Genomic DNA, 22,926 nt, shown 5'->3' on the forward strand with positions numbered 1-22,926 from the left:
TCTGATCCTCGAAGGCGTTGACCTGAGGACCAGAACTTGTTGCCGCGACTTTGGTTGCGTCTTACCAGCCGTTTCCGCGCGGGGCGGTCCAGCCATTGCCCGATGCATCGCCGAGCTGTCCGGACTGCGTGTTATTACTGCCCTGATAGGACGAACCGAACTTGGAGATGTTCGCGCCCGTCACGGAATCGCGCTCCACGCCGGCTTCATGGTCCGGATCGGGACCATGCTCGAACTCGGTGGACGGCGTGTCGGAATAACCCAGCGGGGGCTTGCGATGGCCGCGGGCACGGAAATGCTCACCACCTGTCGTGGCCTGGGACTGGGCATCCCCCTGACCTGGCTGCGTCGGAAGCGTCGTACCAGCCGCGTAAGGCTGACCGAAGGTTGCGGTCTGGGCCTGTGCCGCCCCTCCCAGCAGAGCGGTCGCCAGCAGGGCGTGGCAGAAGAAACGGGAAGAGGACAACATGTGATCCGGTCCTTGGCCGATCATGACAACAAGGCTGCCTCCCGGAGGAAACGCGACGTCAGGCTCTGACATCCCCGGCAAGGCGGCATATCAGTCTATAATCGGCCCGCTTTCCCCCGTGTTCAAGACTTCTTTTCCTCTGGAACCGTTTCAGAGCCGCCCCATATCAGAAGACATGACGATATCAGCACGGAATTTTCCGGTCCGGGGCGGTGACTGATGGATGATCTTCTGACGTCCATTCGCCCGCGAACGCTTCTGGCCGAGGGAGCCGTGTGGCTGCCCGGTTTTGCCCTGTCCGAAGCGCCAGCACTCCATCAGGCCATCGCAGACGTAAGTGCACAAGCGCCTTTCCGTCATTTCCGTACCCGCATGGGTCCGATGTCGGCTGCGATGACATCCTGCGGGGCCTGTGGCTGGGTCGCCGATCCGTCCGGCTACCGCTATTCCCGAACCGATCCGCAAAGCGGCCGGCCCTGGCCCGCCATGCCAGACGCACTTCGTCACCTTGCCATCCGCGCGGCGACCGGGGCGGGGTATGAGGGCTTTGATCCGTCCTCCTGCCTCATCAACCGCTATGGACCGGGTGCGAAAATGGGGCTGCATCAGGACAGGGACGAGGGGATGCCCGAGGCGCCGGTTGTGTCGGTTTCCCTTGGCGTACCCGCGCGTTTTTCGTTTGGTGGTTCAAGCCGGACGGACCCGAAACGCACCATCGAACTTCTGGATGGTGACGTCGTGGTCTGGGGCGGTCCCTCCCGGGTTGCCTGGCATGGAGTCTCACCCATCCGCGAAACATTCCATCAGCAGACAGGTGCCATGCGATACAATCTGACGTTTCGCGCTATCAACGCCGCGCTTTTTCGGCCATAACCAGCCCCCCGCAACTCCCGCATTCACATCCTTCCGGAGGGCATTTGATGCACCCCTCGAGCCAGACCCCGACGTCCACCAACACGATGTCCTGGTCTCCTGCAAGCTGGCGTTCCCGTCCCATCGTCCAGGCTCCGTCCTATACGGATGAAGCGGCGCTTGCTGCTGTCGAAGCTCGTCTGCATCGATACCCCCCGCTGGTTTTTGCGGGTGAAGCCCGCCGCCTCAAGACGCGCCTGGCCGCCGCATCGCGCGGAGAGGCCTTCGTCCTGCAGGGCGGCGCCTGTGCCGAGAGCTTCGACGAGTTCACCGCCGACATCGTGCGTGACACGTTCCGCGTCCTGCTCCAGATGGCCGTGGTCCTGACCTTCGCCGCCAAGGTGCCGGTCGTGAAGATTGGCCGCATGGCCGGCCAGTATGCCAAGCCGCGCTCGTCCAATACCGAGACGATCGATGGCGTGACGCTGCCCTGCTATCGCGGTGACATCATCAACGGTCCCGAGTTCACGCCCCAGGCCCGTATTCCCGATCCCGCTCGCATGGAGACCGGATATTTCCAGTCGGCCGGCGTGATGAACCTGCTGCGTGCCTTCGCACATGGCGGTTATGCCAACCTGCATCAGGTCCATAGCTGGAATCTCGGCTTCGTCGAGCGTTCCCCGCTGGCAGCCCGCTATCAGGATCTGGCCCATCGTATTGACGAGACACTGTCCTTCCTGCGGGCCTGCGGTTTTGACGGTTCGGCCTCGCAGATCGACGAGACGGAATTCTACACGTCTCACGAAGCCCTGCTGCTGCCCTACGAACAGGCTCTGACCCGCGTGGACAGCACGAGCGGCGATTACTACGACTGTTCGGCGCATTTCCTGTGGATCGGTGACCGCACCCGCCAGCCGGACGGCGCGCATGTCGAGTTCCTGCGCGGCGTGCAGAACCCGATCGGCATCAAGGTCGGCCCGACCACGACGGTTGGTGATCTCGAAAAGCTGCTCGAAATCCTCAATCCGAAGGACGAGGCCGGCCGCATTACGCTGATTTCGCGCATGGGCAAGGACAAGGTCCGCGATCACCTGCCGCCGCTGCTCGATGCCGTAAACCGCACCGGACGCACCGTGACCTGGCTGTGCGATCCCATGCACGGCAACACCACGACCACGGCCAGCAAGATCAAGACCCGCTCCTTCGATAATATCCTGGGCGAAGTTCTCGGCTTCTTTGATGTGTTCGAGGCCATTGGCCGCCGTCCGGGCGGAATCCATCTGGAAATGACGGGTCAGGACGTCACGGAATGCATCGGTGGCGCACAGTGCCTGACCGAGGACGATCTGGCCGGTCGCTATGAAACATTCTGTGATCCGCGCCTTAATGCGGAACAGTCACTTGAAATGGCCTTCCTTCTTGCTCAGGAATTGACGGGACGAGCAGGAAAGAAAGAATGACCGCTTCCGATCCCCAGAATTCTCCTCAGGCCGCGCTCCGGCGCGCGCTTGGCACACTCGGCCCGCTGGACGAGAAAACCATCGAAGCGCGGACGGACGCCTATTTCGGGCGAACGCGGCACATCGTGGAGCATTTCGGGGATTCCCGCGTCACCTATGCGGTGTTCATCCGCCGCCCGGTGATCGCGGCCTGTGGGCTGGTCGTGCAGTGGCTGAAGAACGTGGCAAAGGCCCAGGGCTTCGATCTGCACTGCCGGGAAATGTACGCCGAGGGCGAATGGGTCGGCGCGGGTGAACCGCTCCTGTACCTGACCGGCAGCTTTGTCCGACTGGCCCCGCTGGAAACGCTGGTTCTCCAGCGGATCGGCTCCACCTGCGTGGCGGCCCATAATGCCTATCAAATGGCCATGGCCCTGCCGACCATCCCGTTCCTTGCCATGGACGCCCGGCACTGCGCGGGTTTCGAAATGCAGGAACAGATGGCCTATGCCGCAGGTGTCGGCTCCCGTGCGGCGCAGAAGGAAGGGGCCCGCGGCTTCATCGGCAACGCCAATGACGCTACGGCCGGTTTCTTTGGCCTTGATGCTGGTCTGGGCACCATGCCTCATGCCCTGATCGGCTATGCAGGCTCCACGCTGCGCGCAGCGGAGATGTATGACGAGGTCTATCCGAACGATCCGCTGACGGTTCTGGTGGACTACTTCGGGCAGGAAATTACGGATGCGCTCGCTGTCTGTCGCCGCTTCCCCGAGCGCGCTGCAAAGGGCCATCTGAGCGTCCGTCTCGATACGCATGGCGGTCGCTTCCTTGAAGGACTGGACCCCCAGACCTCATATGGTGTGCTTGAGCGTCACACGCCCGGCACCATCCGCCGCTACCGTTCCGATCAGGAACTGCGCGATCTGGTGGGAACGGGTGTGTCGGCCGCAGCCATCTGGCGGATGCGCGAAGCTCTGGATCATGCCGGTTTCCACCATGTGAAGATCGTCGCATCCTCGGGCTTCAACGTCGCCAAATGCTCGACGATGCGGGACGCTCATGCCCCGATCGACGTGATCGGCAGCGGGTCTTTCATTCCCGACCGCTGGTCCGAAACCTATGCAACGGCTGACATCGTGGCCTATGACGGGCAGCCCCGCGTCAAGCTCGGACGCGAGTTCCTGCTCCAGAAGGCCCGTGACAGCCAGGAGACATCATGACCGACGATACGATTGACCCTGTCGAAGGCGCACCCGAAAACGGCGCACAGCCGGGTTCGTGGAGCGTACGCATCATCGACCTGTCCGGCGCGTCGGAAGACGAGGACGACACGATCGAGGTCGTGAAATACTTCATCGACCTGATGCACGCCAACGCCTATGCCCGCGCCTATGTCCGCGACAGCATCGAGCGCTGCCGCACGCCGGGCGCGAGCAGCAAGGAAGTGCTCGAAAACTGGTTCGCCTTTGGTGAGAACGCCGAAGTCGTGGATGCCGGCGAAGATGGCTGGAAGTCCTCCACGGAACTTGAAGACTTCGCGGCCACGCCCGCTACACCGATGGAGCGTGACTGGCGCGCCATTGATCCGCGTCGCCTCGTTGATGACGAGGAAATCGCCGGTCCGCCGGATGATGATGACGACGAGGATGATGAAAACCGTCACGAAGTGATCCGTCACTGAACACCCGGTGCAGGGAAGGGGCATGTGCTCCTTCCTGTGCGCGGCCCTTCATAAAAACCCGCTCTGGCAACGCGGCGCATCATGCGGCATTAAGGCGTCATGAAACTGCGCTTCGCTCCGTCCCCCACCGGTTACCTGCATGTTGGCAATGCGCGCCTTGCCGTCGCCAACTTCCTTTTCGCACGCCATAACGGCGCCAAGTTCCTGCTGCGGATCGACGATACCGATACCACCCGCGGCAAGCCCGAATATGAAGAAGCCATCGGCAAGGATCTGTCATGGCTGGGGCTGAAATGGGACGAGTATGTGCGCCAGTCCGAGCGTCTCGACCGCTATGCCGAAGTCATCGAAAAGCTGAAGGCGTCCGGCCGTCTCTATCCGTGCTTTGAGACGGAATACGAGCTGAACGCCAAGCGTGAAGCCCGCATCCGTGCCGGCAAGGCGCCGATCTATGATCGTGCCATGCTCAAGCTCACTGCTGACCAGCGCGCCCGCGCCGAAGCCAACGGCAAGACGCCGCACTGGCGCTTCCGCCTCAGCGATGGCAGCCGCAAGTGGCAGGATCTCGTCATGGACGAGTGCTCGGTCAAGCTGACGGCCATTTCCGATCCGGTTCTGGTGCGTGGGGATGGGACGATCCTCTATACGCTGGCATCTGTGATCGATGATCTGGACATGGGCATCACCCATATCGTCCGCGGCGAAGACCATGTGACAAATACCGGCGTGCAGATCGACATTGCCGAAGCCCTTGGCGCCAGGCCCAACCGCTTCACCTTCGCGCATCTGCCGCTTCTGCTGGATTCCGATGGTGGCAAGCTGTCCAAGCGGTTTGATTCGCTGGCGCTGAAATCCCTGCGTCAGGACGGGCTGGAGCCAATGTCGATCGTCTCCTATCTCGCCCGCGTGGGCTCTTCGGATGATCCGGAGGTCATGACGATGGATGAGGCCATTGCGGCCTATGACATCTCGCATGTCTCCAAATCGGCCGCCCGTTTCGACATGACGCAGCTTCTCGCCCTGAACCGGCGCGCCCTGCACAACCTGCCGTTCGAGGCCGCGAAGATTCATCTTCCGCCCGAAGCCGACGAGACGTTCTGGCACGCTGTTCGTGGCAATGTGGATCTGTCGGCTGAAATCCCGCACTGGTGGGATGTGGTGCATGGCACGATCATTCCGCCGTCACAGCCCGAAGACCGCTCTTTCCTTCAGCAGGCCCTCGACACCCTCCCGACCGAGCCGTGGGGCGAGGAGACGTGGAAGGACTGGACCAACGCGCTCAAGGAACAGTCCGGCCGCAAGGGCCGCAGCCTGTTCATGCCGCTGCGTCTGGCCCTGACGGGCGAGGACGCAGGGCCGGAGCTGCATGTCCTGCTCGGCCTGATGGGCCGTGAGCGGACGGTGGCCCGTCTGCGGGATGCCATTCAGGCCTGAAATCATGTCCGTCGTGCCAACGCGGCACGACGGACCGTTTTTCAGATGGCTTTGACGGACCAGAATGCCGTCCATTTCTCGCCGGGCTTCAGGTGAAGCAGGCCGGGCTTTTGTGAAAAATCACCCGTAAAGCCAGCGGGTGTCGTGTAGCCGTACCAGGGCTCGATACACAGGAACTCCGCGCCCGGCTTGGCCCATAGACCCAGTTCGCGAAATCCGCCCCAGGCCACACGGATGCCGTGCCCGTCCGGTCCGGTCATGTCCAGCGATCGGCTCTCCGGCCGGTCCATGATGATCGCATCTTTCTCGAAAAGCGCATCGCGCAGTTCAAGGACATTCTCCCGGACAGGCGTGCGGAACTTCTCATGCAGAAGCATCCCGTCAGCATCGATCCGGCGTATGGGCAGCGGCTCGTCATATTCGAAGAGCAGTCTGTAACTGTCTTTCGCCACACCGTCTTTCAACGGCCAGCGAAAGGCCGGATGCGCCCCGAGCGAGGCATGAAGTGTCGCCGTGTCGGACGGGTTGTGCAGGTGATACGAGACACGCAGCGTCTCGTTCTCGATGAGATAGACAACCCTCAGCCGGAAAGCGGCCGGAAAGGCAGCGCGGGTTTCCGCATCGTCCACCAGTTCGAGCGTGCAGCCATCCACGTCCTGCGCAATCCAGCGGAAGCTGCGGTTCCGGGCAAATCCATGCCGCCCGAGATGGACGGGTTTGCCATCCAGCGTGGAGGCGTCGTCCGGCAGTGTTCCCACGATTGGGAACAGGATCGGGGAGTGCTTCGGCCAGGCCGGTCCGCCTTCCCAGAGCAGCACATCATCACCCCGGCTGAGTGCGACCAGTTCGGCGCCGTGGCTTTTGACCGAAGCCTTCAGCAGGCCGGTGCCGAAATCATGTCTGTCATCCGTCATGTGGTCAGTCATGGGATGTCTCCTGTTCAGGTGCCACGGGCATATCGCCCGGCTCGGTCGTATGAAAGCGACGGAAATCGACTTCCACCCGACCATCCGGACGATTCTGGATCATATCCGAAAAACGGTAGCCGTGTTTGACATGTCCGATCTCATAGGCGTGACGGGCGAAAACGGTCTGGGAGGAAATCTCGTCCGTGCCGTCCATCGTGATGATGATTTCCGCGTTCTGGCCGATCAGTGTCTCCGCAGTGAGGCCGTAAAGCGGGCTGTGATCGTCGATCAGATGGGTTGCATTCAGGCTGATCCGGAAGATCGGCATGTGCGACTGCACCAGCGTCAGCCGGTCAAAGCGGCGTACCAGACGCCCGCGCTCATCGGGCATCAGCCGCGTCAGGGTCATTTCGATATTGGCCGAGAGGATCAGCGTGCGGCGCTGGTTGGCCAGGCGGATCGTCAGTGTCGGGATCACGTCGTCATAGGAGACGACCGCCACATGGCTGAACAGCACCCGTGCACGGGGACGGGAGAAGCGGGCAAAGACCAGCCCTGTTGCCAGGGCATTGAGCATCATGCCGGCCAGAACTTCGAAAGAGACGATCGTGTTCGTCAGCCGCCCGACAGGAGCCATGGTGCCGTAACCGACGGTCGAAATGGTTTGCACGCTAAAGAAGACATCATCGAGGAAGTCGCCGTGCGGGACACCGCTCACACTATGCGGGATGACGTAATACATCAGCGCAAAGGCAACATTGATGACCAGATACAGACCCATGGATGCCCAGAAGAAGGCAAACCAGCTCATGGTCATCAGGGTATGGTAGAGATCGCCGAAGACACCGGCATCCAGACCGGTCCGGATGATGTCGCTCCGGCCGTTCTCTTCGAGAACATGCGCCCGGATCTTGTTGGCGGTCTCGACGACCGTCGCATGCGTTTCAGAGTGGACTGGCACTCCAGGATCAGGTCGGGGTTCCATCCGTTTCCTGTGGCGCCAGTGGATCATGGGATCAGCTCCTGTTCCTGCGGGCGTTGCTCAGTTCACTGACCACGCCGTGAAGGGTGCGAAGCTCCTGTTCCGTCACTTCGCCTCGGGTGAAGAAATGACGCAGGTTCCGCACCATGCCAGGGCGTTTCTGCTCATTTCGAAGGAAATTCGTCTCGTCCAGATCGCGGATGAGATGGGACATGAAATTGTCCATCTCGCCCTTCGTCGCCACATGCGTCTCATTGGTCATGAGTTCGCGCGGCGGCGTCATGTCTTCGGTCAGGAACCACTCATAGGCCATGATCAGCACGGCCTGTGCGAGGTTCAGCGACATGAATTTCGGGTTGAGCGGATAGCGGACCAGCGTATCGGCGCGGGCCATGTCCTCGTTATCCAGCCCGGCGCGCTCGGGCCCGAACAGGATGCCGGTGCGCAGGCCGCGATTGGACGCAACCCGCAGTTCCGCAGCCGCACCACGCGCGGTCATGACCGGCTTGACCACATGGCGCGGGCGCGGGCAGGTTGCGAAAATACGGTGCAGGTCCGCAACCGCATCGTCCACGGTCTCAAACACCTGGGCTGCATCCAGAATCCGGTCTGCGCCCGAAGATGCATACCAGGCGCGTTCCTGCGGCCAGCCGTCACGAGGGGCTACGATGCGCAGATGAAACAGGCCGCCATTCGCCATGGCGCGCGCGGTCGTACCGATATTCTCGGCAAGCTGGGGGCGCACAAGGATCACGACCGGATCGAAATCACCGATAGGGCCGATATTCGCCCCGCCGTCACGTCCGGTCATGGTTACGCCTTCCGCCATGTTGTACCACCAGGGCCGTCTTCAAGGGTAATGCCGTCAGCTGCAAGCTGCGCACGGATGGCATCGGCACGAGCGAAATCGCGGGATTTGCGGGCTGCAAGGCGTTCTTCAATCAGCTTTTCGATGGCGCCGGCATCCACACCGGACTGGAACCATTCGGCAGGTGTGACATTGAACAGGCCCAGCAGCTTTCCTGCTGCCAGCAGGCTGGAGGCCGCATCCTGATCGCCCTGCATGGCGGCATCCGCCAGCGGGTGCAGGGCGGCAATGGCTAGCGGCGTGTTCAGATCATCGCACAGGGCGTCCATGACCGCAGCGGGGACGGCAGCGCCGGGCTGTGCGTTTCCGCGTTCCAGCGCCCGGTACAGCCGGTCCAGAACCCGGCGTGCTTCTTCAAGCTTCTCCCAGCTGAAATCCAGCGTGGAGCGGTAATGCGCGCCCAGATAGAGCAGGCGCAGCGGCTCGGCAGGCGAGCGGTCCAGCACTTCGCGGATCGTGAAGAAATTGCCGAGCGATTTCGACATCTTCTCGCCGTTCGACAGCAGCATCCCGTTATGGACCCAGTGCGTGGCGAACTTGCCGTGCGGATAGCAGCACATGGACTGCGCGCGCTCGTTCTCATGATGCGGAAACAGCAGATCGTCGCCGCCACCATGGATGTCGAAGCTCTCGCCCAGATAACGGTGCGACATGGCCGAGCATTCGATATGCCAGCCCGGACGTCCACGCCCATACGGGCTGTCCCAGCCCGGCAGATCCGGCTCGGACGGTTTCCACAGCACGAAATCGCCAGGATCACGTTTGTAGGGCGCGACTTCAACGCGCGCGCCCGCAATCATGTCATCGAGCGAACGCCCGGAAAGCGCACCATAAGATGGGAAATTGCGTACTGCGAACAGGACATGCCCTTCGGCTTCGTACGCATGGCCGTTCTCGACCAGACGCCCGATCATTTCCAGCATGTCGTCGATATGATGGGTCGCGCGCGGTTCGATATCGGGCGGCAGGATAAAGAGTGACGCGAGATCTTCATGAAAGGCCTGCGTCGTGCGCTCGGTCAGGGCGGAAATATCTTCCCCGTTTTCCTTTGCGCGCGCGTTGATCTTGTCGTCCACGTCGGTCACGTTGCGGACATAGGTCACGCGCGGATACATCGTGCGCAGCAGGCGGATGAGGATATCCGCGCACATCATCGCGCGCAGGTTGCCCAGATGCGCGCGGTCATAGACGGTCGGTCCACAGAAATAGACGCGCACATTCTCAGGATCGAGGGGCGTGAACGGTCGCTTGTCGCGAAGATGGGTATCGTGCAGGCGGAGCACGTTTGCAGCAGGATCGGCCATACGCCGATCAATGCGCCAGCCTTGGTTCAGGTGCAACAGGCTTTGTTACTCTTGTCGGAAGGTTTGGCCCCTGTAATAGGGGGCGCATGAGCAGTGCCCTTTCCAGTCCGCCGACCGATCCGACAACCCCGCGCAGTCATGCGCTGGCCCTGCTGCGCGTTGCCCTGCCGCTGGCCCTGTCGCAGCTTTCCGAAATGGCGATGGGTGTCACGGATACGATCCTGCTCGGTGGCCTTGGTGTAACAGAAGTTGCGATTGGTGGCCTGTCGAGCACGTTTTTCTTCACGACGATGGTGACCTTCCAGGCCATTCTCGGCGGGGCAGGGGTGCTTCTGTCGCATGGCCGGGGTGCGGAAGAACATGGCCGGACGTCCCATGATGGCCGCAGCGTCATGAGTGCGACGCTGATGCTGGCCATTGCGGTCTTTATCCCCTGCGCACTGCTGCTGGCTTTCTCCAAGACGATCTTCGGTGCGATTGGCGAGCCTGCCGAGGTTGTCACGCATGGCAGCCGTTTCATCGATATCCTTCTGCTGTCGCTGCTGCCCGATCTGGCCGTCATCGGCGTCCTGCGTGTTGCCCTCCCAGCGCTTGGGGCGGAAACGCTGCTGCTCTGGATCATGCCGGCCATGGCGGTCTGTAACGGTCTGACCAATGCGGCTCTCATTCATGGCTGGGCCGGGCTGCCAGCCATGGGGCTTTACGGTTCCGCAACCGCCACGACGCTGACCGGCTGGGTTGTCAGTTTCGCGCTGTTCGGATTGTGCCTGACCCATCCGCGCGTTAGGGCGGTGCTGAAGCCCGCCGCCGTGCAGTGGCCGGTCGTAAAGGAACTGCTGAAGCTTGGCGGCCCGATGATGATGGGGGCGGCGGCCGAGATCCTGATGTTCCAGATCACCAGCCTGCGTGCTGGTGAACTCGGGACACATAGTCTGGCGGCGCATCAGGTTGCGCTGAATGTGAGTTCGCTGCTGTTCATGGTGTGTCTGGCGATCGGTCAGGCGACCAATGTCCGGGTAGCCTACTGGCGCGGTGCGGGCCGCATGGAGCAAAGCCGTCGTGCGGCCCTGACCGGGACGGGCATCGTCCTGATGTGGAGCCTCGCCACATCCTCACTGCTGCTGATCTGGCCGGAAAAGATCCTGCCGCTGTACTTCTCGAATCGCGCACCCGATCCCGAGACGACGGCGCTCGTCGTCATCCTTCTGCGGACTGCCGGGCTGTATCAGATCGTGGATGGGCTGCAATGCGTGTTCAGTGGTGCACTTCGAGGCTGCGGAGACGCCGTGACACCCATGCTGATCGCCGTGGCCAGCTATGGTCTGATCGGTCTGGTTTTTGGGGGCTGGCTGGCCTTCCACCAGCATGTCGGCGTGGAAGGCTTGTGGATCGGTATGGCGCTGGCGCTGGCCACGACCTGCGTGGCCTTCGGGATCAGGCTGCTGCGTGTGATGCGCAAGCCCGTCCCTGCCAGATCGTGACGAAATAGATCAGCAGACCCAGAGCCGAAAACACGGCTCCGCCCCAGCCAACCGATCCCAGTCCAAGCCCGGAGCTAACCAGCACGGCGCCGAGCCAGGCGCCAAAGGCATTGGCCAGATTGAAGGCTGAATGATTGAGCGAGGCCGCCAGAGTCTGTGCGTCTCCGGCAACTTCCATCAGCCGTGTCTGAAGGGCCGGGGAGAGCATGATGATCCCGGCCGGGACCAGGAACGTGACCGGCAGCATGGCATAGGGCGAGGGCAGAAGTAGCCAGAACCCCAGCATGAAGACGATGCGTGCCGTCAGTGAGACGATCACTGTCCGGTCAATGCTGCGATCCGCCATGGTGCCGCCGAGCGCATTGCCCGCAACCATGCCTAGGCCCCACACGACCTGATAGACCGCCACCAGCCAGCCCGGCAGATGCGTCACCTGCGTCAGGCCGGTTGTCAGGAAGGTGTAGATCCCGAACAGGCCACCAAATCCGACTGCACTGGTCAGCAGCGTCAGCAGGACCTGCGGGCGTTTGAATGCGCCGAGTTCGGACAGTGCGGTTGCGCCCGGATGCGGCCTGTCACGTGGCGCGAAGAACCAGATTCCTGCGAAGCACAGCACGCCCAGTGCGGCAATGCTTCCGTAGGCCACGCGCCAGCCGACATGATTGGCGGCATAGGTGGAGAGTGGCGAGCCGATCACCGTCGAGATCATGATGCCCGACAGCACCTGCCCGACGGCCCGTCCGCGCCGGACCCGCTCGACCATCGACGCACCAATCAGTGCCGAAACACCGAAGAAGGCCCCGTGAGGCAGGCCCGTGATGAAGCGCATGAGTTCGATACCGACAAAGCCCAGCATGAGGATGCTGCCGATATTGCCCGCGATGAACAGGCACAGCAGGCAGAGCAGAAGCGTGCGGCGGGGCAGGCGGGCGCCAAGGATCGCAATCAGCGGTGCGCCAATGACAACGCCCATCGCATAGGCCGAGATCGCCCAGCTTGCCTGCGAAATGGTGATGTTCAGGGAATGGGAAAATTCCGGCAGCAGACCCATCATGGCGAATTCGCCGGTTCCGATGGTGAAAGTTGCCAGCATGAGGGACAGCATGGCCGGTCCGACACCGTAGGGCGGGCGCACCCGCTCGACGTCGAGAGGTTCGATGGAGTCCATAAAAAAACTAGATCCGGGAATGGAGGTCAGGACCGTGCTGCCATTGCCGGCTAATCAAAAACGGTAACGGCTCCCCGACAGGGAGGAGCCGTTGAGTACAGATCAGTTCTCGGTTGGCAGACGGATGGTCTGACCCGGATAAATGTCATCCTTGGATGTGACAAGCGGTTGATTTGCATCAAGGAGCTCATCGCCCGTGACATCCTGGGGCAGCTTGTCGGCCACTTCGTCCAGCGTTTTGCTGGTCTTGATTTCCAGGAATTCGGGGTCGGGCGTTCCGGCCGGAACGGCAATTTCGGCCTCGACCGCGGAAACACCGGCAACGTTACCGGCGGCCAGGATCATCTGGTCACGTTCCTTGGCACTGTTGGCCTTGCCGCGCAGATAGATCGTGCGGTCGTCGATCACCAGATGGGACATGTGCATCTGGGCGAGGCCAAATCTTTTGAAGGCACGCTTGATGACGCTTTCCCCGGGCTTGGGGGGCAGGGGCGCATCAAGGGACTGCACCAGTCCTTCGAGGGAGCCTTCGCCGATACGACCGGCCTTGGGATTGAAGCGATAGATTTTCATACAGGAAACTCGAAAAAGCGTGTTGCTCCCCCAGGGAAGCCTTCGGAAAGGCGAAAGGGGAGTTCCGGACCGTTAGCGCAACCAGACGTGAAGTGGTTGCGCATTTTCCGCGCCCCCACTGCAAGAAAATGACAGGGCTGGCAAGCAGGTTTTGATTGACCCGTCGTGAGGACTCCTGTAGGCGCGACGGCACAGCCGGAAACGTGGACGTACCGGCCGGACCATCAGCGCGGGATTCTGCATCCCGCCGGCCCGGCATCTGGGTGCGCGCCCGTCCTTCCCAATCCGGGGAAGGGCCTACCGGCACAACAAAACGGACCGCCAGGCAGCATGGGGCGGTTCTGATGAGTACAGGGGTCAACCCATGTCAAAGCGTCTTGAAAGCAAGTACAAGATCAATCGCCGCCTCGGCGTCAACCTGTGGGGCCGTGCCAAGTCCCCGGTCAACCGTCGCGAATACGGCCCCGGCCAGCACGGTCAGCGCCGCAAGCAGAAGCCGTCCGACTTCTCCATCCAGCTGATGGCCAAGCAGAAGCTCAAGGGCTACTACGGCAACATCAGCGAGAAGCAGTTCCGCAAGTATTATGACGAAGCCGTCCGTCGCAAGGGCGATACGTCCGAGAACCTGATCGGTCTGCTCGAGCGTCGTCTGGACGCCGTCGTGTACCGTCTGAAGTTCGCGATCACGCCGTTCGCAGCCCGTCAGTTCATCAGCCATGGCCACGTCACGGTCAACGGCAAGAAGGTGAACATCCCGTCCTACCTCGTGAAGGAAGGCGATGTCATCGAGGTTCGTGACTCCTCCAAGCAGCTCGCCATCGTGCTCGACGCTGTCCAGACGGGTGAGCGCGACACGCCGGAATACGTCGAAGTCGATCATCGCCAGATGAAGGGCACGTTCCTGCGTACCCCGGTTCTCTCCGACGTGCCGTACCCGGTGCAGATGGAACCGAACCTGGTCGTCGAGTTCTACTCCCGCTAATCCGATCCCGGGCCCTGCGGCCCGGATCAGAAAGCGACCGGAAAGCGCCGGGCGGGTCTCCCGTCCGGCGCTTCCTGTTTTCAGGCCCCCCGCCCGGATGCGCGGCCAGTGCCGGTTTGCGGCGTTCTGGCATAGTTCCGGGCGTCCCGTTCCCATCGGAGTTCCCATGTCCGAAGCCCCCAGCGCGGAAATCAGCCGCGAGATCGCCCGTCGGCGCACCTTTGCCATCATCTCTCATCCGGATGCCGGTAAGACGACCCTGACCGAGCGTATCCTGCGTGCCGGTGGTGCCATCCAGATGGCAGGCAATGTCCGCGCCAAGGGCGAGCGCCGCCGTACCAAGTCCGACTGGATGGGCATCGAGCGCGATCGTGGCATTTCCGTCGTGACCTCGGTCATGACCTTCGAATATGGCGACTGCGTCTTCAACCTGCTCGACACGCCAGGCCATGAAGACTTCTCCGAAGATACCTACCGTACCCTGACGGCCGTGGACTGCGCAGTCATGGTCATCGACGCCGCCAAAGGCATCGAGGACCGGACCCGCAAACTGTTCGAGATCTGCCGTCTGCGCGACATTCCCATCGTTACCTTCATCAACAAGATGGACCGTGAAGCGCAGGACTGCTTCGCGCTGCTCGATGAGATCGCCAGCACGCTGGCTCTTGATACGTCCCCGGCAACCTGGCCGATCGGGCGTGCCGCAAAGTTCATCGGCACCTACGATCTGCGCACGAAGGAAGTGCACACCAAGGAGCCCGTCGGCGAAGACGATCCCCGCATCATTCAGATGCGCGAGGAAGTCGAGCTTGCCGAAGCGGCACTGCCTGAGTTCGACCGTGAATCCTTCGATGCCGGTCATCTGTCCCCGGTGTTCTTCGGCTCTGCCATGAAGGAAATTGGCGTCACGGATCTGCTCGATGCGTTCGTCGCCTACGGTCCGGCCCCGCGTGCGCAGCAGACCGAAACGCGTGAGGTCAAAGCCAGCGAGGATCAGGTCACGGCGCTGGTCTTCAAGATCCAGGCCAACATGGACCCCAACCATCGCGACCGCATGGCCTTCGCCCGCGTCTGCTCCGGCCGTCTGACCCGTGGGATGCGTCTCAAGCATGTCCGCACTGGCAAGCAGTTTGCCCTACACACGCCGCAGTTCTTCTTCGCACGTGACCGCCAGCTTGCCGAAGAAGCATTCGGTGGAGACGTTGTGGGTATTCCGAACCACGGCACCCTGCGGATCGGCGATACGCTGAGCGAGAGCGAAGATCTGCGTTTCACCGGCGTGCCGCACTTCGCGCCTGAAATTCTGCGTCGTGTCCGGCTCGATGATGCGATGAAGGCCAAGAAGCTCCGTCAGGCTCTTGTGGAACTGGCCGAGGAGGGCGTCGTCCAGCTTTTCCGCCCGCAGGATGGATTGTCGCCGATCGTCGGTGTTGTCGGAACGCTTCAGCTCGACGTGCTTCAGTCCCGGCTTCAGGGCGAATACGGCGTGGCCATCGGCTTTGAAAGCACGCCTTACACGCTGGCGCGCTGGATCACTGGCGACCGTGCCAAGATCGAAGCCTTCCAGGATCTGAACCGGTCCGCCATGGCGGATGATCTGGATGGAGATCCGGTCTTCCTCGCTACATCATCCTTCATGATGCGCCGGACCATCGAGATGAACCCCGATCTCGCATTCCACGACATCAAACAGATCGGCATGTCAGCCGCCTGAAAATAAAAAGCCCCGCTCTGCAAGGAGCGGGGCTTTCCTTATAATCCCATCAGGAAAAGAAGGCTGTCGAAGGATCGCAGCGACGCACCTTTCACGATCAGTGTTCGCCCGATCTGCAACGCCTTCTGTCGCGCCAGCAGACGGTCGTTTTCCGTGCTGCACAGGCTGTAATCTGCAACCTGTGCAAACCCGACGGTGCGACGGATCATCTCCAGTCCGCAGAACCCGGCCGTATCGCGCAGGATGTCCCTCAGGAACGAAGCAATGAGGTCCTGCCGCCCGGCAGATCCTGACAGCGCCCACATATCCCCGCTTCCATTCTGAAGACCGGACCGAAGCTCTTCGGAGAAACTTCGCCAGAACGCCACCATCTCCGCTCTGAGTGCCGCTGCCTTCTGTGGAGCCGCGCAGAGATGCAGCGCCAGATTGCCCAGATAAAGCCCGCAATCGAATCCGATGGGCCCCATCGTCGCAAATTCACCATCAATGACCCGCACATCCGTGCCATCCAGCATGATGGATCCCGTATGCAGATCTCCATGTAGCAGCGCCTGTCGCGCCGTCAGGAACCGGTCCTGAAGCTGTCCCACGGCACGATGCAGGATCTGGTCGGTCTGGAGCGCCTTTACGTCATCCAGCAGACCCGCTTCCGGCTCGGGATTGCGGTCACAGATGCGGTACGGGTCTGTCAGGATCAGATCGACCGTGATGCGGGTGAGGGCGGTATTGCCGGAAAACTGTTCCAGCAGGCGCGCACCAGTCTCGAACGGCTGGTTCACCCAGCCCGTCGCCTGCACCGTCCAGGCAACATAGGCGCCGATCAAGGCAGAAAACCCCGGTTCTGCCCGATCCGCAATCAGCGCCGAACGCAGGACTTCATGCTTCGTGAGGCATTCCATAACGAGCAGGAACAGATCCGCGTCATAAGCAAAAAGCTCCGGCATCAACCCTGTAACGGCTGATGCCACGGCCCGCATATAGCGGACCTCATACAGCGCCCGCTCCAGCGGCATGGGCCAGTCCGGCGCGACCCGCACATGGGGAAGAGCCTGTTTGCAGCACAGCGCACCGGCGGGACCGTCTACCAGAAACACCGTATTGAGATTGCCGTCGCTGACTTCACGGATGGACCAGTCCGAAGCCGTACCGCCCAGCCGCTTTGACAGTTCCGGCTGTTCCGCAAGCCAGTCCTGGAGGCCGGCATCATCCAGAATACGATAGGTCATTGCTGTTTCTCCAGCATGGCAGACAGTGTGGGGACAAGACGTTCCGGAAGCGTAGTCCCGGGCTGAACCAGCATCAGCGCCCGATATTCCGCATTGCCCAGGCGGTGGCAGCGTTCCTGAAGAGTCTTAAAATCCAGCGGAACGATGATCTCCATCCCGACATCGACAATATGCGTCTGCGCATGCTCACAGGCCAGCAGACACTTTCCGACACGGCACTCCGCATCGGTCAGGCCAAGTTCTTCCAGACATTCCGCCGTAAGCTGTGCTGCGAGATCAATATCCGCTTCCCCATCGCGGCTTTCCACATTCCCGGCCGGTGTGCCCTGCCAGTATCCCGGCAGGTAAATGGATTTCTCCGACCGCTGTCCGATCACGATCCCATCCGTCGTCCGCAGCAGGCCGACCACGGCCAGGGGACGCAGAACATCCGGGCCATAAAGATCAGGCTCCTGCATCTGCGCCAGCACGCGCCGGTATTCCGACCAGTGCCCGGTGATGATTTCTGATCCGATCGTATCCGCACAAAAAACACGCCCGTTATAAAGCGCTGGATGTTTTCGCAGCGCTTCATCCCAGTGCCGGGTAACACGGGCTTCGAGCTCTGGTGAGAGCGCTGGCATGGGGCGTCCAATCCGGATGGCAACGGCAGGGGCCAGAGGTGTTACGGGCCAGTCTGATCGGGAAAGGGACATGGAGCGCTCCAGACAGGGATGGCAGAAAGGCCGTCTTTCATGGACCGGAATAGCCAGCCCGGCAACGCCCCCTCAGGGCATCTCAAGCCGGACCGAAACCGGACAGTGATCCGAAAGCCCGGCTGGCACCGTATCGTTTTTATAGGTCATGACCCGCAGGCTGTCCGGCACGAGCCAGTCCCGCGCGGCATTTCCCAGAAGGATGTGATCAATGAAATATTCGCCGCCCCAGCAGGGACTGGCCTTGCCAGCCGTGGTGAGGGTAACGGGCGTTTCGGCCTCGATCTGCTGCATCAGCGGATCATGCAGCGTCAGACGCCGGTTGAAATCTCCCAGCACGGCATAGGCCTCGCCCTCATCCTGTCGCTCTAGCATCCAGTCCTGCATGATGCGGACCTGTTGGTACAGAGTGGGGCAGGAATGCTGACGCTGGTTCAGCGGCTGGTCCCAGCATCCCGTTTTGAGATGCACGACCAGAAGCCGCAGGTTCGCAACGCCATCGCTGATGGTGACATCCAGGCCGCCCCGTAACTGGTGAGGTGCGTCCGGTCCGGCTACATTGAGGACTGACAGTTCATCATTGACCGTCACATGCAGATCGCGCCGCACGGCCAAGCCGACCCGCTGTACGACAGGATCGGGCGTGAGGATGATCTGATAGGTTTTGGGACTGAAAACACGGGAAGCGGCGATCGGGCCGTCCACTTCCTCAAATGCCACGACATCCGGGTTCAGATGCCGGGCATAGGCCGCGAGTTTCGAAAAATCCCGGTGCTCGCCGCCTGGAACATCTTCCGGCAAAGCCGGATCTCCGGACGAGCGCAGCGTCAGCCAGTCCATGTTCCAGGTCGAGAATTTGATCGTATGGGCAGAAGAAAAACCCGTGCTGGCGGCAAAAACAAGCCCGGCCAGCATGGAAGCAACAGCCTGCCTCAGGCTGCCTGTCCTTCGGTAGTGCCGATTTCCTCAAGCACGCTTTCGACCGTGCGCGTTTTGCGTGTTCCTTCGTCGAGAATGAGGATCTCGCCCTTGGGAATATCGTAGAACCAGCCCTGAAGCTTCAGTTCACCCTGTGCGAGTGCCCGGACGACTGTCGGGTGCGTGCGCAGGTGCACGAGCTGAAGCAGCACGTTGTATTCGGCGAGCGAGCGGATGTCCTCCGGTCCGGCATCTTCCGCCTTCAGATCGCCCAGAGCCGCACGGGCTGCTTCGCCGTGGCGCATCCAGCTCTTGACCGTCGGCAGGCTGTCCAGCTTCGGCGAGTTCAGATCCATCAGCGCGCCCATGGCGCCACAGTTGGAGTGACCGCAGATGATGACGTTCTTCACCTTGAGCGCGCCAACCGCATATTCGATCGCGGATGATACACCACCCAGCATCTCGCCATAGGCTGGCACGATGTTGCCGACATTACGCACGATGAAGAGTTCGCCCGGTTCCGTCTGGGTAATGAGACTGGGGCTGATCCGGCTGTCGGCGCAGGTAATGAACAGGGTGGACGGAGACTGGCTGGAAGCCAGGCTCTCGAACAGTTCCGCATTCTCCGGATAGACGTCCGTCTCGAACTTGCGGACACCGCCCAGCAGTTTCGCCAGAGTATCACGACCACAGGCCATGGTGTTCTCCTTAATCTTGCACTGCCGGGCAGTTAGAAGGCTTTGTCAGGACAGGTAAAGCATGATTCCGGTCGACCCATGCTTTGTTACTGCCCTGACATACCATGACGCGTTTCTTACGCGGCTTCCAGTGTCTTGCGCAGCATTGCAAATACTGCGTCCGCGTCTGCGTTTGGACCACCGGCCTGCGCCATATCCGGACGGCCACCACCGCCCTTGCCACCCATCAGGGCCGAAGCTTCACGAACCAGCTTCACGGCATCCAGACGGTCCGTCAGGTCTTTCGTTACGGCGATCACAATGCTGCCGCGACCATCAGCATTCGACATGAGCGCCACAACACCGGACCCGATCTGCTTGGAGATGCTTTCCGCCAGACCCTTGAGCTCCTTGGGGCTGACATCGCCCAGATCACGCGCGGAAAGCGTGATGCCGTTGATGCTTTCCGTAGCACTCGTGCCTTCGCCGGTCGCGAGCTTGCGCTGAAGGTCGGAGACCTGCGCCGTCAGGGACTTGCGCTCTTCAAGAAGTGCCGCCACGCGGGATGCGGCATCGGCAACCGGAACCTTGAGCAGATCTGCAATCTGCTTCAGACGGTCTTCGGTTTCCAGCGCCAGGGCTTCCGCAGCGAGACCACAGACGGCCTCGATCCGGCGCACACCTGCCGAGACACCGCTTTCTGACACAATCCGGAACGGCCCGATCTCACCAACGCGGCCAACATGCGTGCCGCCACACAGTTCGATGGAATAGGCCGCACGATCATCGTCGCCCTTGCCCATCGAGACCACGCGGACCTCATCGCCGTATTTCTCGCCGAACAGCGCCATGGCGCCTTCCGCAACGGCTTCGTCCTGCGTCATCAGGCGCGTCTCGACCGGGGCATTCTCGCGGATGCGGGCATTGACCTCGGCCTCGACCGCCGCCAGTTCCTCATCTGTCAGCGGGCGCGGCTGGCTGATATCGAAGCGCAGACGCTCAGGCGCATTCAGGCTGCCCTTCTGCGTGACATGCGTGCCGATCTGACGACGCAGGGCCTCATGCAGCAGGTGGGTTGCGGAGTGATGACCCCGAACGGCCGTGCGACGTGCATGGTCGATTTCGGCATGAACTGCCATACCTGGCTTCAGCGTCCCTTCGACAACCTTGCCGTAATGCACGATCAGATCGCCGTTGCGCTTCTGCGTATCGGTGATCTCAACACGCACGCCCGGAGCCGTCAGCGTTCCGTGGTCGCCAACCTGACCGCCACTTTCACCATAAAACGGCGTCTGGTTCAGCAGGATCGCGACCGTGTCGTCGTCAGCAGGAGCCTCGGCCAGTTCGTCATTTCCGCGGAAAATGCCTTGCACTTCCGCATCGGCCTTTTCGGACACATAACCGAGAAACTCGCTCGGACCGTGCTTGTCGCGTGCGTCGAACCATACCGTTTCAGCCGCGGCATCGCCCGATCCGACCCAGGCCGCACGCGCACGCTTGCGCTGCTCGGCCATGGCGGTCTCGAAACCGGCTTCATCAACCGTGCGACCTTTCTCACGCAGTGCATCCTGCGTCAGATCCAGCGGGAATCCGAACGTGTCATAGAGTTTGAACGCCACGTCACCCGGAAGAGCGTCCTTGTCGCCCAGACGGTCAAGCTCGTCCGACAGCAGCGTCAGGCCGCGTTCCAGAAGGGCGGTGAAGCGCTCTTCTTCACCCTTCATCGTCTGCGCGATCAGCGCCTGATGCTGGACGAGTTCCGGATAGGCAGCACCCATCTGCTGGATCAGCGCCGGAAGCAGGCGATAGAATACCGGCTCTTTCGCGCCCATGATGTGCAGATGGCGCATGGCGCGGCGCATGATGCGACGCAGTACATAGCCGCGGCCTTCCTTGGACGGCAGCACACCATCGGCGATCAGGAACGCGGTGGAGCGCAGATGATCGGCCACAACGCGATGGCTGGCCTTGAATGGGCCATCGGCATCCTGGTGCATGATTTCGGCCGAGGCCTCGATCAGTGCGCGCATCGTGTCGGTGTCGTAGTTGTCACGCTTGCCCTGCATGATCGCGGCAAAACGCTCCAGGCCCATGCCCGTGTCGATCGACGGGCGGGGCAGGGCATCGCGCGAGCCATCCGGCTGGTCGAGGAACTGCATGAACACGAGGTTCCAGATCTCGACGAAACGGTCACCGTCTTCGTCCGGGCTACCTGGAGGGCCACCAAATACGCTGTCGCCGTGGTCGTAGAAGATCTCGGAGCACGGACCGCACGGTCCTGTGTCACCCATGCGCCAGAAATTGTCAGACGTTCCAATGCGGATGATCCGGTCATCGGACAGGCCGGCGATTTTCTTCCACAGATCGGCCGCATCCTCGTCTTCCGCATAGACGGTAGCGAGCAGCTTCTCCTTCGGAAGACCGAAATCGCGCGTCAGCAGCGTCCAGGCAAATTCGATGGCTTCGGGCTTGAAGTAATCGCCAAAGCTGAAATTGCCCATCATTTCGAAGAACGTGTGATGGCGCGCCGTATATCCGACATTGTCGAGATCGTTATGCTTGCCACCCGCGCGCACGACCTTCTGCGCCGTGGTGGCGCGGGAGTAGGGGCGCGTTTCCTGGCCGGTGAAGACGTTCTTGAACGGCACCATGCCAGCATTGGTGAACAGCAGTGTCGGGTCGTTCTGCGGCACCAGGGATGCCGAAGGAACGATGCGGTGGCCCTGCGAACCGAAGTATTCGAGAAAGGCCGATCTGATATCGTTGGTGCTGGTCATGATGAGGGAGTGTCAGTTCCAGGAAGACAGGGAATAATATGCCTGTCCTAGACTATTGTCGCCGCCTTGGAAATGCAGCCCTCAGTCATTGCGGCCATGCGTCCTGATGCCGTTATCGGGAAGGGCGGACAGATCCGGTTCAGGTTCGGGTGCCGTCAGGCCCGCCGAAGGGATCTCCACGGCCATCTGAACCAGTTCAAGCGGTGTTTCGGGTGTCTGCGCCCGGAAGACAAGACGACGGGAAAGATTGAAGTTCGCGACCATTCCACACAGGGCACCTGCCGCCAGAGCAAGTTCGGGATAATGCACTGTCAGTGGAACCGTCGCGTAAAGCAGGAACACCATGCCGCGATTGAGCAGAAAGCCGAACGAATTGGCCAGCAGGAACCGCAGCCATTGCAGAACCATGTGCTGGTTCTCCGCCGCGGACAGCCGGAATGTCCAGACGCGGTTAAGGCACCAGTTCCCTGTTGCCGCCACGAAATAGGCCATCAATGTGGCTGCGATCAGGCCAGCAGGAACGCGCAGCAGGGAGACCGTTCCCCAGTCCACCAGGAAACCGAAGGCACCGACGGTCCCAAAGCGCAGGAACTGATCGATGATTTCCGGTCGGCTGCGCGGATAGAAAATACGGCTGCGTCGCAAGGAACATGTCTCCGGAATATCGGGATGTGCTGGCTCTAGCGTGCCGGGAAAGGCAATCGCAAGCGGAGTTTCGTCCTGAACGTCGCATTTACCCAAAGAAAAAGGCGCCCCGAAGGACGCCTTTCTCAGTACC

At 61.4% G+C, this 22,926-nt stretch carries 21 protein-coding genes; 8 read left to right on the forward strand and 13 right to left on the reverse strand.

All coding sequences use genetic code 11. The annotated features are described in order from the left end of the window. Positions 1-61: 61 nt before the first annotated feature. A complete protein-coding gene (locus tag HKD24_RS00420) occupies positions 62-469 on the reverse strand; it encodes a hypothetical protein (protein WP_194258524.1) in 408 nt (135 codons plus the stop codon). A gap of 219 nt (positions 470-688) precedes the next feature. On the opposite strand from HKD24_RS00420, the gene alkB reads away from it, so the two are divergent. The 5 genes from alkB (at position 689) to gltX (ending at position 5,875) form a co-directional block, all read left to right on the forward strand. Next, on the forward strand, positions 689-1,342 hold the full coding sequence (alkB, locus tag HKD24_RS00425) for a DNA oxidative demethylase AlkB (protein WP_194258525.1): 654 nt from the start codon (positions 689-691) through the stop codon (positions 1,340-1,342). A 47-nt stretch (positions 1,343-1,389) separates the two neighbouring features. After that, on the forward strand, positions 1,390-2,781 hold the full coding sequence (locus HKD24_RS00430; protein WP_194258706.1) for a class II 3-deoxy-7-phosphoheptulonate synthase: 1,392 nt from the start codon (positions 1,390-1,392) through the stop codon (positions 2,779-2,781). Next, on the forward strand, positions 2,778-3,980 hold the full coding sequence (locus HKD24_RS00435; protein WP_081108444.1) for a nicotinate phosphoribosyltransferase: 1,203 nt from the start codon (positions 2,778-2,780) through the stop codon (positions 3,978-3,980). Before HKD24_RS00430 ends, HKD24_RS00435 begins: the two co-directional genes overlap by 4 nt. Further along, entirely contained in the window at positions 3,977-4,441 is a 465-nt protein-coding gene (locus HKD24_RS00440) for a hypothetical protein (RefSeq protein WP_194258526.1), read from the forward strand. Before HKD24_RS00435 ends, HKD24_RS00440 begins: the two co-directional genes overlap by 4 nt. Before the next feature lie 99 nt (positions 4,442-4,540). Then, entirely contained in the window at positions 4,541-5,875 is a 1,335-nt protein-coding gene (gltX, locus tag HKD24_RS00445; protein ID WP_194258527.1) for a glutamate--tRNA ligase, read from the forward strand. Positions 5,876-5,916: 41 nt separating this feature from the next. Here the strand turns inward: gltX and HKD24_RS00450 are convergent, their stop codons facing one another. The 4 genes from HKD24_RS00450 to cysS are packed head-to-tail and all read right to left on the reverse strand — an operon-like array spanning position 5,917 to position 9,937. Further along, positions 5,917-6,801: an aldose 1-epimerase family protein gene (locus HKD24_RS00450; RefSeq protein ID WP_228124067.1), complete on the reverse strand. Its 885-nt coding sequence runs from the start codon at positions 6,799-6,801 to the stop codon at positions 5,917-5,919. After that, positions 6,794-7,795, reverse strand: coding sequence for an ion channel (locus HKD24_RS00455; protein ID WP_228124068.1), 1,002 nt, complete (start codon positions 7,793-7,795; stop codon positions 6,794-6,796). Before HKD24_RS00455 ends, HKD24_RS00450 begins: the two co-directional genes overlap by 8 nt. A gap of 4 nt (positions 7,796-7,799) precedes the next feature. Then, positions 7,800-8,576: an RNA methyltransferase gene (locus HKD24_RS00460; RefSeq protein ID WP_062508656.1), complete on the reverse strand. Its 777-nt coding sequence runs from the start codon at positions 8,574-8,576 to the stop codon at positions 7,800-7,802. A 2-nt stretch (positions 8,577-8,578) separates the two neighbouring features. Continuing rightward, the gene (gene cysS / locus HKD24_RS00465; protein ID WP_194258529.1) at positions 8,579-9,937 is read right to left on the reverse strand and encodes a cysteine--tRNA ligase; all 1,359 of its coding nucleotides are present in this window, start codon (positions 9,935-9,937) and stop codon (positions 8,579-8,581) included. A gap of 86 nt (positions 9,938-10,023) precedes the next feature. Here cysS and HKD24_RS00470 point away from each other — a divergent pair, with 86 nt between their 5' ends. After that, positions 10,024-11,418 carry an MATE family efflux transporter gene (locus HKD24_RS00470; RefSeq protein ID WP_011253297.1) on the forward strand — a complete coding sequence of 465 codons (1,395 nt, stop codon included), beginning with the start codon at positions 10,024-10,026 and terminating at the stop codon, positions 11,416-11,418. On the opposite strand, the gene HKD24_RS00475 is transcribed toward HKD24_RS00470, so the two are convergent. Continuing rightward, a complete protein-coding gene (locus HKD24_RS00475) occupies positions 11,372-12,586 on the reverse strand; it encodes an MFS transporter (protein WP_194258530.1) in 1,215 nt (404 codons plus the stop codon). The two genes, HKD24_RS00470 and HKD24_RS00475, sit on opposite strands and share 47 nt — an antisense overlap. 102 nt (positions 12,587-12,688) lie before the next feature. Beyond that, positions 12,689-13,159, reverse strand: coding sequence for a BON domain-containing protein (locus tag HKD24_RS00480; RefSeq protein WP_194258531.1), 471 nt, complete (start codon positions 13,157-13,159; stop codon positions 12,689-12,691). A 364-nt stretch (positions 13,160-13,523) separates the two neighbouring features. Here HKD24_RS00480 and rpsD point away from each other — a divergent pair, with 364 nt between their 5' ends. Next, a complete protein-coding gene (gene rpsD / locus HKD24_RS00485; protein ID WP_194258532.1) occupies positions 13,524-14,141 on the forward strand; it encodes a 30S ribosomal protein S4 in 618 nt (205 codons plus the stop codon). 166 nt (positions 14,142-14,307) lie between these two features. Further along, positions 14,308-15,855 carry a peptide chain release factor 3 gene (locus HKD24_RS00490; protein ID WP_194258533.1) on the forward strand — a complete coding sequence of 516 codons (1,548 nt, stop codon included), beginning with the start codon at positions 14,308-14,310 and terminating at the stop codon, positions 15,853-15,855. A gap of 38 nt (positions 15,856-15,893) precedes the next feature. Here HKD24_RS00490 and mtnK read toward each other — a convergent pair whose 3' ends face one another. From mtnK to HKD24_RS00520, 6 genes are all read right to left on the reverse strand, one after another. Continuing rightward, on the reverse strand, positions 15,894-17,081 hold the full coding sequence (mtnK, locus tag HKD24_RS00495) for an S-methyl-5-thioribose kinase (protein WP_194258534.1): 1,188 nt from the start codon (positions 17,079-17,081) through the stop codon (positions 15,894-15,896). Then, positions 17,078-17,776 (reverse strand): NUDIX hydrolase, encoded by a 699-nt coding sequence (locus HKD24_RS00500; protein ID WP_194258535.1) that lies wholly within the window; start codon positions 17,774-17,776, stop codon positions 17,078-17,080. The genes mtnK and HKD24_RS00500 overlap by 4 nt, the downstream gene beginning before the upstream one ends. A gap of 72 nt (positions 17,777-17,848) precedes the next feature. Beyond that, complete coding sequence (locus HKD24_RS00505; protein ID WP_194258536.1) at positions 17,849-18,691, reverse strand: endonuclease/exonuclease/phosphatase family protein; 843 nt, start codon at positions 18,689-18,691, stop codon at positions 17,849-17,851. 17 nt (positions 18,692-18,708) lie between these two features. Further along, entirely contained in the window at positions 18,709-19,392 is a 684-nt protein-coding gene (locus HKD24_RS00510) for a carbonic anhydrase (protein ID WP_062508670.1), read from the reverse strand. Positions 19,393-19,508: 116 nt separating this feature from the next. Next, positions 19,509-22,148: an alanine--tRNA ligase gene (gene alaS / locus HKD24_RS00515; protein WP_194258537.1), complete on the reverse strand. Its 2,640-nt coding sequence runs from the start codon at positions 22,146-22,148 to the stop codon at positions 19,509-19,511. An 81-nt stretch (positions 22,149-22,229) separates the two neighbouring features. Next, the gene (locus HKD24_RS00520) at positions 22,230-22,793 is read right to left on the reverse strand and encodes a GtrA family protein (RefSeq protein WP_194258538.1); all 564 of its coding nucleotides are present in this window, start codon (positions 22,791-22,793) and stop codon (positions 22,230-22,232) included. Positions 22,794-22,926 lie beyond the last annotated feature (133 nt).

It is taken from the genome of Gluconobacter vitians, from assembly GCF_015244565.1.
Lineage (GTDB): Bacteria > Pseudomonadota > Alphaproteobacteria > Acetobacterales > Acetobacteraceae > Gluconobacter > Gluconobacter vitians.